This is a genomic window from Maribacter chungangensis (assembly GCF_042676845.1).
GTDB lineage: Bacteria > Bacteroidota > Bacteroidia > Flavobacteriales > Flavobacteriaceae > Maribacter > Maribacter chungangensis.
In genome coordinates, this window is the sequence record NZ_JBHTHY010000028.1 from 111,125 (window position 1) to 124,200 (window position 13,076).

Genomic DNA, 13,076 nt, shown 5'->3' on the forward strand with positions numbered 1-13,076 from the left:
ATTGGACGAAGTGGTTCCTCAATACTATTTTGCGCGAGTAGTATCCCTTGGATTTGAACCCAATTGACTTTACCTCAAAATGATATGTTAACCGTTGATTCTCCTATTGGTGTAAGGGAATAACGCAAAAGGTAAATCGGCCATTTTTAGAATATTTATGGAGTCCTAAAGTTCCATTTTAGACGGATAGTTCACTTTGGATTACGGTTACCATTAACGCTACAAATACCGTTTTTAAAGTTTTTCTTAATCTAGCACAATTGGAACTAAACCTCTTTAAAAAAAGGCTCTGTTTATCTCTAAAATACGCTGTTCGTCGGTTTTCCATAAACACGTTTCAAACCTTGGATAGCGTGTGAAGAGCTCCTTGCTCACCTAAGAACTGATGTTTTTTGTTGGTCATACTATGGCAAATACTGGTTTCACAACATATAAACCCGTCGCCACAACATTAAGTTTTACATCGATTTACTTAAAGCAATATTTGTAGTTGGTGGCATTGGATTCCATTTGAATCCATATCTACTTTGAACATAATCAGCAAAGTGTTCAGAAGCAAGGTTCACCTTGGCAGCTTAAAAATATGAGACAAACGTTTTTTGATTTTATCAAAATGAAGAAATACCTAACCAAACTTGTTTTAGTTCTCGTTCTATTCTTGGGAACCTTGGCCGGCTACTCACAAGAATTTACGCCTTTTACAAGAACCTACCCTTCCGGGGATAATTTCAGGTATCAAACCAACATTAAGGGAGACCTAACCTTTATTGCGAACGATATCGTAAATAGGGACGGCGGTACGGCTGCAACAGAACCGGAAGATCCTTACGATATTACGGGAAACGGATCTACCTACAATGACTGGTTCGATATTAGGTATATCGACATAGACACCGATCCCACTACATTCAACTCCAGTTCCGCAGACTTTGTTTTTGGGCAGCCAGACTGTAATAGGATTAGATATGCGGCATTGTATTGGTCGGCTACCTATGTTAGTGAAGAAGACGGAACAAGATCAACCGATTTCAACCAAGTAAAATTCCAAGTTCCGGGTGGAAGTTATGTGGATATTACGGCAGATGAGGTGCTTTATGATGGTGCGACCAGTCCTGATGCAGCCATGAGAGGAAATAGCCCTTATGCTTGTTATGCAGACGTTACTGCACAGGTTACCGCTTTGGCGGATCCTTCGGGAACCTACACTGTGGGTAACATTAGAGTTTCACAAGGCTTTGTTCCTGGAGGAGTTTCAGGGGGTTGGACCTTGGTGATTGTATATGAGAATCCTACCTTAACGGGAAAACTGATTACAACCTATGATGGTTTTGCAAGGGTTAGGACTGCAAATCCATCAATTGATATCGACTATACCGGATTTACCACGATTCCATTTGGTCCGGTAAGGGCCAATATTGGTGCCGCGGCGCTTGAAGGAGACAATAGGATTACCGGAGACGAAATGGCCATACGTGCAAGTTTAAATGCCCCTGGGCCATTTTATAGGATTAGGAACGGCGTAAACCCGGTCACCAATTTTTTTAACAGTAATATTACCATTAACGGTACTTTATTGCCGGGCCGTACACCGTCTAGCGTAAATACCTTAGGCTATGATACAGACCTCCTAAACCTGCCAACAAACACCATACCCAATAACGAAACTGCCGCTACCTTTAGATTTACCTCAACAGGCGACCAATATTTTCCGTTTTTCAATTCGTTCAATATAGAAATTATTGAACCGGAAATTGTACTTGAAAAAAGGGTAGAGGATATAGCCGGTAACGATATTACTGGTTTAGGGGTAAATTTGGGACAAACCTTGGATTATGTGCTTTCTTTTGACAACATAGGAAACGACAATGCGGATCAGTACACCATAAGAGATGTGCTACCGATTAATGTTACTTTGGACGAGGCCTATTTTTTAACACCAGGGTCGCTGCCAACAGGTGTAACATATACTTTTGACCCTGCGACTAGGACGGTGCTTTTTTCCATTCCAAACGAACTGGTTACGGATACCAGTCCTATTACAAGCATTCGCATGAGGGTTAGGGTAGCCGAAAATTGTTTTGATTTTATAGATGCATGTACGGATCTTATTCAAAACCTTGCTTATTCTACCTATAGGGGTGTTGTTAATGACAATGAGATAACGGACGACCCTAGTGTAACCGATTTTGATACCTGCGGATTTATAACGCCCGGCGCAACCAACTTCCTGTTGGATGACCTTTCCGATTGTAACTTTAGAAGAACCATACAGTTGTGTGGGGATAATGCCATATTGGATGCAGGCGATAATTTCGACTCTTATGTTTGGGTTAGGGACGATAACGAAAATGGTCTTTTAGACCCTTCGGATACGGTTCAAAATGATGGTGACCCTGACAATGACCCCAGTACATTATTGATTACCGAAACGGGAACCTATATTGTAGATAAAATAGTTGCAGACCCTTGTAAAGGTTTTAAGGAGATTATAGATGTTGTGCGCTTTGGTGATTCTAATGTGAATCCTATAATTGAATTTTTTAATAACACTAACTCAGATGCAGACCCTAACAATGATATACAAGGTGAAATCGTTAGTTGTTCGGTTGATGGGGACCTACTACCTAAAATATTCCTTTGTGGCGTAAATGACTCCCAACTTTTACAAGTAAACATTGTAGATGCTACCAGTATTGTTTGGGAGCAGTTAGATGAAGGCAGTTGTGCAGACTCGGGAGATGATTGTGCCAATAAAAACCAAACATGTACATGGAATCAGGTGGATATTGGGAACTCTTTTACAGCAAATTCCGAAGGAAAATACAGGTTGGTGGTTACCTACCAAAATGGATGTTTTAACAGGTTTTACTTCAATGTATTCCAGAACACCTTAGATATCCAGTATACGTCTAGGGATGTAGTTTGTGAAACGCCAGGAAATATAACGGTAACAAATATTGGTAGCGGATATGGTTTCCAGTTGATAAACGTTGCCACCAATACCATTGAAATACCTTTTAGTGCCAATAATGGTCCGGTATTTAATTTTACATCCAACGGCGCGTACAGGGTAGAGGTTACCCAGTTGGATAATGTTACCGGGTTGCCTATAGATAACGCCTGTATTTTTAGCACTCCGGATATTGGTATTTTGGATAGGGATATGCAAGTGGATATTACTACTACCGATGCCAATTGTAATAACCAGGGTTCCATTCAAATTGACGCCTTGGACGTTTTCCCTAATTATAGTTATGAGTTACGGTTAGATGATGGTACGCCACCACCTAGTGCGGCAAGTCCTGACTATTACCCCGCCCATCCGGGAGGCACACTCATAGATTCGGAAACGGCGCAGCCCGTTAATAGTTATACCTTTAATGTGAACGCTGGAGATTATTTTGTCGTTACCCGCTCCGATGATGATTGCTTGGATGTGCAGTCTGTACGGGTAGATAGAATTCCTGACCCTACTTTAACCGCATTGACTATTGCAGATATAGGCTGTAGTGCGGGAAGTATAGAATTGACCAGAACCGGAGGCCAGGGCAGTCCGGATTTTCAATATGCGATATGGAGTAAAGACGGGGTATTGTTGCACGATCCGGGAGGTTCTGCAACCGAGCAGGAGATAGTTGACAATGTAGATCCCAATGCCTATCAAAACGAAGACATATTTACTTTTGGTTGGAGAGATACGGATAATGATGGCATAGATGAATATTTTCCTGGAGAGGACGGCATCTATGTTTTTCTAATCCTGGATGCTAACAACTGTTATGCGATTTCAAACCCGGTAACCATAAACGATGTTGGTTCTTTTACAATAGATTCGATAGCGGAAACACAGCCTTCCTGTAGTGGTGATGCCAATGGTCAATTAACAATAAATGTATTGGGCGGGGTAGCACCGTTCCAATACAGTATAGACAACGGTACTACCTACCAGCCAACACCTAATTTTGTTGGGTTAACGGCCGGCCCTTATGAGCTCAGGGTTTTGGACAGTAGCGGTTGCGATGTATCAATGCCCTATGATTTAAACGAACCATTTCCGTTAAGTGCATCTGCTGGTGTGGCAAGGGACGCATCTTGTGACCCCAATGGCGCTGAGGTACGAATTACCAACGTAGTTGGAGGTACTGCACCTTATGAATATAGTTTTGATGGTGGCGGTACATGGGGCGCTTCTCCGATTCAAATATTGCCCCCAGGCGATTATACAGTTTTGGTCAGGGATGCTTTCTGCTCATTTCCAATGAATGTAACGGTTGAAGGCCTACCCATGCCTCCTAATGTAGCGTTAACCCCTGAAGTTAACTACAACTGTGATGGTACCGGAACCATAACGGCATCACCAAGTATAAGTGGATATGACTATAGGTTTGAGTTGGACGGAGTCCCAAATTCTCCAGACCCAACAAGTAACGTATTCAACAATGTGGCCCCAGGAACCTATACGGTGACTACATACTACACCGCTCAAACTCCGCCAACACCAAGCCTGCTTCTTTCAGAGGATTTTGGCGTAGGCAATGGAAGTATACCTAGTCCGGACACAATAGGCTATGCATACGAGGATCAAACAACAAGTACCGCAGGTGGAGGGGATACAAACAGGAACATTAACGACTTTGAATATAGTGTTACCAACAGAATAGTTGCTCCTTTTGGAAGTTGGTTAAGTCCAAATGACCACACGGACCCATCAGACCCTAACGGTAGATTTTTGGTGATCAATGTGGGCACCCCTAGTCCAGGACAAGTTATTTACACAAAACCAATACAGGATATTATACCAAACAGGCCCTTACGAATTTCTTTGAACATATTCAATGTCGTAAGATCCACCTCAACAATTTTAAATCCGGATTTAACCATAGAAATAGTTGATGCGGGCGGTACGGTCATCCAATCCATTAGAACAGGACAAATTCCCAAGAATACCGGTCCGGATGATTGGGTTTTATTTACGACTGATTTTGATCCAGGAGCAAATACGAGCCTTGATTTTGTTATACGTTCTGAAATCTCCGGTAATAATGGTAATGACCTTGCTTTAGACGATATTCAAATATTTCAGATTCCTGAAGTATGTGAATTATTTGTAGAAACCCCTGTAACTGTCGCTGCAGGAGAAATATTTGCATCTTCTGTTCAAAGTTCAACCAATGTTTCCTGTAATGGGTTAACCGATGGTACCATTACATTTGCTGTTGAAAATTTTGATGCTGTTGCTGGTTTCGAGTACAGCGTTGACGGAGGTCTTAATTGGATAGGCTCTCTAACTTCTCCGGTAACTACCGCCCCTGTTTTTGGAGCTGGAACACAAACAATAGAGGTCAGAAAAGCAGATGAGATTACGTGTACTACCTCAATTACACGTGATATTACAGAACCAACAGTTGTAGCGGTGACAGCCAGCATTACAACAGAACTTACCTGTACAGATGGCGCAACTATTACCGCTGCGGCAAGTGGCGGAACACCCACATACGATTATCAGTTAGAAGATAATTTAGGAAATGTGATTGGCACCTATGATTTTGATACCAACCTAGGTAATACCGTATTTCCAAATCTTCCGCAAGGTGAATATTTGGTGCTGGCCAGAGATTCAAATGGCTGTATAGACCCTATAGATACGGCATTAGAGGTAATGCCTTTAGATCCGTTAGTGTTTACGGCGGTTCCGACTACCTGCTATGATGGAAACAATAATGCTACTATTCTTGTGAACGTTACCGATGGTAACGGAGGGTATCAATTTAGGATAGACGGTGGTCCTTGGAGAACTCCTAGTCCGGCTACCGCGACTACGTTTACTTTTACAGGATTGGCAAACGGAACCTATGATATTGAGGTAAGGGACCAATTATCCTGCCCAATAACACCTATTGTCGAAACCGTTACCATAAACCCCAACCTTACGGCAACTACCGACATTGTTCATATTAGTTCTTGTAACGACGGTAGTATTACTGTAAACGCCACAGGAGGAGATGGCAACTATGTATATGCATTTATGCCTACAGGTACGGCACCGACCCTGGCTGATTTTGGAGCTTCAAACACGTTTGCAGTTACTACAGGTAACGATGGGGATTACGATGTGTATGTTAGGGATAATAATGCCATTGCTCCGGATGCCTGTAATTACATGGAGACGCTGACCGTAAACCCAGCGGTGCCATTAACGTTTACGGCAACACCTACCGCTCCCGAATGTTTCAACGGAGTTGGTTCTATAGCTATTGCGATAACATCCGGCAATAATCCGTATACCATAGAATTAATAGACTTGGATAATGGGGGTGCGTCCAATCAAACGAACACCAATGTTGTAGGAACTACACAGAACTATTTTAATTTAAGCCCTGGTGATTATACCGTAATTGTAACCGATGCAAACGGATGTGACCGAACAGAAACACCCGTGACCATTATAAATCCGGATGAGCTAGTTGCGGATATCGTAGCGGTATTGCCTCCAGGATGCGATCCGGACCCCAGCCTTTACGGGTTTTTCTTTAACAATTACACTACTACTTTAGGTGCTTTGGAATTTAGTGCCGATGGTGGTACTAATTGGCAGGCTAACGACACTTTTATTGGACCGGCCTATGCCTCCGGTACGGAAGTGGAGCCGGCCATTAGAGTGGTCGGCACCAATTGTCAAGTAGATTTCCCAAGATATACGATTCCTTTTCCTTTAGATGACCTAAATATTACGTTGACGGCAACATTGATTAGCTGTAGTAACCTACAGGTTTCCGTTCAGGGTACAGCTGGTCTAGCTCCCTACGAGTATACGTACTCCGAGGACCCTGCAAATTTTGATCCGGCAACGGCAACTTGGACTGCTCCCACGCCAACAAACTTTGTATATAATGGACTTGTACCAGGTAGAACTTATGTGTTTTATGTACGAGATGCATCTGGACCTCCAGGCTGTGTGAGGCAGAGTAGTGTCAATGTAAATGATGTTGCACCACCGCCAGTAAGTATAGAAGGACAAGTTACACCTTCATGTTATGGCCTGAATAATGGTGAAATTACGTACACGGTAACAGATACCTTGGGGGAACTAGGTGGTTCTTTCGATTGGGAGTTGTTCCGGGTAGGAAGTCCAGCAACCTCTGTTGATACAGGAAGTATAGCCGGTTTTACTTCCGGGGACTCGTTTACCGTTCCTGCTCCTGCAAGTCTATCCCCTGCGGATTATTACATAGAAATTCGCGGAGCTGCCCCTAATAACTGTATTATTGGCAGTGAGAATATTATTCTGCAAGAACTAGATCCAATTACTTTTACTCCGGTTGTGCTGCAAGATATTACTTGTGCAAATCCTGGATTAATACAGATCCAAAATGCAACTGGTGGTGGTGGAATGTATACATACACCTTAAGTAGCACCAATTTTATAGCGGATATCGTTACTACGAACACGATCGTAGAAGTACCACTTTCAAATTTGGTGGATGCTACGGTTACTCCGTTCAATATCTTGGTAGAAATAGCGGATCAGTTCAATTGTCCCGTAACGCCTTTACCAGCCCATACGGTGGCCATGAACGTAGCTCAAGCTCCAACAATTGCAAGTGTTAATACAACTAATTGCGCTACTCCGTTTAGTATTGAAATAACTATGGCTACAGGTTTGGCTCCTTATTTGTATTCTATTGATGGTGGGGCAAATTATGTAAACAATGGTGGGATATTTAATAATGTGGCCGTTGGCACCTATGCTATTTCTGTTATCGATGCCAATGGATGTACCGCTACCGATACAGCGGAGATTTATCCTATCTTTCAGGCAAACGCTGCCGTAACCAAATTGTTGGACTGTACGCCTACCCCGGAGGCCATTATTCGTATTGGCGCCTCCAACGGTTCTGGATCTTATGACTTTGAAGTTGCCGGACCGGTAAACCAAGCTAGAACTGCTTTGCCATCACCAGCAAATACTATTGATTGGGCAACTGGAGTACCGGGCACATACACTGTCACGGTATATGACAATAATACGCCTACCTGTACGCCCAGAACATTTACGGCCGAGGTTTTACCGGAAATACGTCCGGTTGTAGATGCGATAGCAACTACGGATGTTACCTGTGTTGGTAATGCTGATGGAACCATAACCATAGCTGCCGTGAACAACGGTGTAGGACCTTATACCTTCGAAATAACATCTTTTGATGGTACCGCGGCAAGTATTGCACCTGCATCAACAACGGCAACAACAGCTACATTCACCGGTCTTGCACCTACGACCACTGCCTTGGGTTATGTCATAACCATTTCAGGGAATGCAACGGATAATGATTGTACAACAACGAGCAGCGCAGTACTTATCTCAGAACCAAATCCTATGGTCGTAACGATGGATGTTCCCGTGGAGTTTGGTTGTACGGTTGCCAATAATACAAATAATGCCAGTATAAGTGTATTAAACGTTACAGGCGGTTCAAACAATTATGTTCGATACGAGTTTATCAATGACATTAACCCAGGCGTAGCCGTGCAGGACGGAAGTAACACAACATTTATCGAAACCAATCCCTTAGGCGGAAACTATACCATCAATGTATATGACCAAAATGGATGTTTGGGGACAGCTACCGCGAGCATTCTGCCTTTTGTACAGATCTCCGACCCAACCGTAACGACTTTAGACGAACTTACCTGTATTCCAGGTAACGACGCCAGGATTCAAGTTGGCGTGACAGTAACGCCCGTCACAGCAACCCCTAATTTGGAGTACACACTGAACGGAATTAACGTGGTCTATACCGCTACCAATACTACAGGGGAATTTACGGGCTTAGATGCCGGGAATTACAGGGTAACCATTACTAATTTGGATACAAACTGTGTTATTGAAACCGTACACACGATCGATGCGCCGGAAGAGATGCAGGTAACGGCCACAAAGTTAACCGACGAAGAATGTTTGAACAACGGTGTAGATGAAGGCAGTTTCAGTGTGGGCATAGCCAACTATACGGGGTCTTATGATTACCAAGTTTTTGACAATGGTAACAATCCAATTGTCGGTCAAGCAGGTAGTGGGGATACCGCTACGGCCTTACCTCCGATTACTGGATTGCCAGGAGGTGTCTATTATGTGAGGATAACCCAAACACAGGCTCCGTTCTGTATAGAAAATTCCAATGTAATTACGGTATTGGCGCCCAGCGCACCTATCGCAGTCGTTCCGGTTGAGGAATTAGGCGTAAGCTGTTCCAATGACCAGGGTAGCATATCCGTGGTCCCTACTGGGGGAGAAGGGCCGTATACCATAGATTGGAACAACGCAACAACAGGACAATCCGGAACACAGCCCAATGTATCCGCCTATATTTTCAGCGGACTATCTGCCGGCGATTATACCTTTACCGTTACCGATGCGTTTAGTTGTACCGAAACGGCCACCATAACACTTATTAGACCAGATGATATAGTGGCTAGCATTAGTGCCACAACGCTTTCCTGTTTTGGGGACAATACGGCATCTGTTACAGCCACCGTGGCACCAAGGACCGCTGTCGCAACCTATGGTTACCGATTAAATGTGTATGCCGATATGACCTCGACTACGCCCTTGCAGACCACACCGAGACAAGTTTCGGATACCTTTAACAATCTAGGAGCGGGCTATTACAGCATTACTGTTTTAGATGACGACAATGGTTGTAGCGCAGAGACGCCAAGAGTTGAAATAATTGAGCCTACGGAGGTATTTGCACAGTTATTCAGGACAAGTGCACTTACCTGTACCAATTTGGCACAACTGGAATTAAGGGCTATTGGAGGAACAGGGCCTTACAGCTATAGTGCAGACGGTGTTAATTTCTTCCCCATGAATATGTTGAACGGACCAAATACACATGTGTTCGACAACATTTCGGCGGGAACCTACAGCTATTTTGTTAGGGATAACTTTAGTTGTGCTTCCATTGCTTCCAACGAAATTACGGAAGACCTTATAATGCCGTTGACCTTGACCGTTAACAATTCGGCCGCCTTTGTAAATTGTACAGGCGATAGTACCGCTGGAATTACGGCAACAGCAGATGGCGGATTAGGGAATTATCAATATGCCTTATATACGGATGTTTCGTTAAGTATTGGATCCAGAATTGCAGGACCTCAATCTCAGGGTATTTTCAACGGACTCCCAGCGGGCACCTACTACGTTGAGGTAACCAGTGAGGATTGTACCGTAGCTCCGGAACAAGTAGTTATTATAGATCCAGTTCCGTTAAGCTATACGGAAGATGTGGTGAACGTTTCCTGTTTTGGAGAAAACGATGCTAGCATAACCGTAACATTAAGTGGTGGTGCCGGAGGATATCAATATGCGATATCACCTAACTTGAATCAGTTCGATGATGTTAACACGTTTACGGATTTGAGTCCGGGCGATTATACGATTATTGCACAGGATGCGAACGGTTGTTTTGAACAATTGGAGTATACCATTACCGAACCTACACTTTTAGAACTTACGGCGATCGTTACACCGGAAGTATGTGTAGGAAGTGAAGACGGCACAATTACCTTAGAAATTACAGGTGGAACAGGGCCATATAGAACAAGTTTAAATTCTAATTCGGAAGTGGATTTTGTCCAAGACCGTTTAGAATTTACCGGACTGGCAAGCGGTAATTACTTGGTGTTTGTAAGAGATGCGAACGATTGCGAAATTAATGCTGTTCTGGACATTGAACCGGGAGTTAACCTTAATGCAACCGTTACACCTGTTTACGAGTGTAATGGAGACTTGCCGAGTAACTATGTAAATATTACGTTAGAAGACCCAACAGTACTTGGGGACCTAATGTATGCTTTGAATTCCACAGATCCTACTGACATGCAATTGAACCCGGATTTTAGAAATACGGCACCGGGCACACATTATATAGCTATCGCACATGCCAATGGGTGTGTTCAAACATTTGAGTTCGAAATAGAGGCCTTTGACCCTTTATCCTTAACCTTGGAACAGAACGGCATTAACCAGATAACGGCCAATGTGAATGGCGGTAGACCTGGGTATACCTATTACTTGGGCGATAGGGACATGGGCGCGGAGAATGTATTTACTATTTACAGAACGGATACCTATGTAGTTACCGTGGTCGATGAAAACGGATGCGAGGTACAAGCCAGTATTTTTATGGAATTTATAGATGTTGAATTCCCCAACTTTTTTACCCCTGACGGTGACGGTCAAAACGACTTTTGGCTACCTAGAAATATGGAAACCTTTCCTGAAATACTAATCATAATATTTGATCGTTATGGTAGGGAGGTATACCGAATGGGTATAAATGATGCAGGATGGGACGGATTATACAATAAAAAAGAGCTTCCTACAGGTGATTATTGGTACGCAGTAAGACTTAACGGTGCCGAGGACAAAAGAGAATTAATAGGAAATTTTACCTTATATAGATGATGCTTAACCGAAATAATATGCGTAAACAATTAGTGGTGCTAGCTCTGTTTGTAGGAGTTTTTGCACTAAGAGGCCAGGAACTTACGATTCCCCAGTTATCACAATATCTGGCAGACAACCCTTTTGTAATGTCTCCCACATACGCAGGTATTGGAGACCATGTAAAAATTAGGGTGAACGGCCTTACGCAATGGGTTGGAGTTAAAGATGCCCCGGATACCCAGTCATTGGCAGCGGATATGCGTGTCGGTGAAAAGTCCGGTATAGGTGCCTTGCTTTATAATGATAGTAACGGCCAAACAAAACAACGTGGCGCCAGGATGTCCTTTGCACACCATTTGACCTTGGACCGTTATGATGATGAGTTTTTATCCTTTGGTATCTCCTATAATTTCAACCAGTTTAGAATAGACATAGAAAACTTTGATGCCTTGGACCCCAGTGTAACAGATGATAGGGCAACGACCAATCATAACTTTGATGTGGGACTATTATACCGTTACGATAAGTTTTATATCAGCGCGAATGCATCCAATCTCTTGGAAAAGGATTTAACAGCTTTTAATCCGATTTTTGAACCCAATACACTTCGTAATTACTATTTGTATACAGGATATAGATACAGTAAAAGCAAAAACAGCAACCTGGAGATAGAGCCATCCATTTTCTTTCAATTATTTGAAAGTGACGGCAGGTCGGTGACAGATTTGAACGTAAAGTTCCGCTGGTACGACTTTGAAGACTACTACTACGCTGGGGTAACCTACCGTTTTTTGAACGACCAGATAGGAGATCCTTTGTACATTGCCCCAATCGTAGGACTTAAAAAGAACAACTTTTACTTCGGTTATTCTTATCAGGTTATTCTAAATGAAATTTTAGGATATAGTAGTGGTACGCATGTGGTGACCTTGGGTGTTGACTTGTTCCAAGGAATAAGTAATTGTAGGTGTACCTATTAGATTTTGGATTCTTTCCAGTAGTTTTGCCAAAATCATAATGAATTCATGGGAACTGTACGCGTAGAGAATATTAGGGTATACGCCCACCATGGTTGTCTTCCCGAAGAAACCATTATTGGCAGTGATTATCTAGTAACTGTTCTTGTTAAAACCGATCTTTCTAAAGCCGCTATTAGCGACGCCCTTGCTGATACCGTAGATTATGTACACATCAACAAGATAGTGGAGCAAGAGATGGCCATACCCTCCAAATTGTTGGAGCATGTAGCCAAACGGATAAACGATAGAATTTTGCTTGAAATACCTATCGTTAAAAAATCGACAATAGCGGTATCTAAAATCAACCCGCCAATTAACGGGGATGTAGAAAAAGTAACTATTGTACTTAAATCCAAAAGAAGGTGATTATATCTTTTTGAAACCTTGAAATAAGGCATTATCTTTGCACTTCGATTTTGGCATCGTGGCCGAGTGGCTAGGCGCAGCTCTGCAAAAGCTTGTACAGCGGTTCGAATCCGCTCGATGCCTCCATGACCCTCCCTTTCGGAGGGTTTTTCTTTTTGGTGTTGTTTGTACAGCGGTTCCCCCGAGGCTTCGGGGCGCTCGATGCCTCCATGACCCTTCTTTTCGGAGGGTTTTTCTTTTTG

The 13,076-nt window shown here is 43.0% G+C and carries 3 protein-coding genes and 1 tRNA gene; all 4 read left to right on the plus strand.

Going from position 1 to position 13,076, the window contains the following annotated elements; genetic code table 11:
- Positions 1 to 583: 583 nt before the first annotated feature.
- Entirely contained in the window at positions 584 to 11,467 is a 10,884-nt protein-coding gene (locus ACFQZJ_RS19695; RefSeq protein ID WP_379936689.1) for a T9SS type B sorting domain-containing protein, read from the plus strand.
- Between the two features lie 17 nt (positions 11,468 to 11,484).
- Positions 11,485 to 12,429: a PorP/SprF family type IX secretion system membrane protein gene (locus ACFQZJ_RS19700; protein WP_379936690.1), complete on the plus strand. Its 945-nt coding sequence runs from the start codon at positions 11,485 to 11,487 to the stop codon at positions 12,427 to 12,429.
- 45 nt (positions 12,430 to 12,474) lie between these two features.
- On the plus strand, positions 12,475 to 12,834 hold the full coding sequence (folB, locus tag ACFQZJ_RS19705; RefSeq protein ID WP_379936691.1) for a dihydroneopterin aldolase: 360 nt from the start codon (positions 12,475 to 12,477) through the stop codon (positions 12,832 to 12,834).
- A 52-nt stretch (positions 12,835 to 12,886) separates the two neighbouring features.
- A tRNA-Cys gene (locus ACFQZJ_RS19710) sits at positions 12,887 to 12,960 on the plus strand.
- Positions 12,961 to 13,076 lie beyond the last annotated feature (116 nt).

Excerpts from the sequence above, each read along its gene's own strand:
- ACFQZJ_RS19695 (WP_379936689.1), top strand. The coding sequence starts at position 584 with ATGAGACAAACGTTTTTTGATTTTATCAAAATGAAGAAATACCTAACC.
- ACFQZJ_RS19700 (WP_379936690.1), top strand. The coding sequence starts at position 11,485 with ATGCGTAAACAATTAGTGGTGCTAGCTCTGTTTGTAGGAGTTTTTGCA.
- folB (WP_379936691.1), top strand. The coding sequence starts at position 12,475 with ATGGGAACTGTACGCGTAGAGAATATTAGGGTATACGCCCACCATGGT.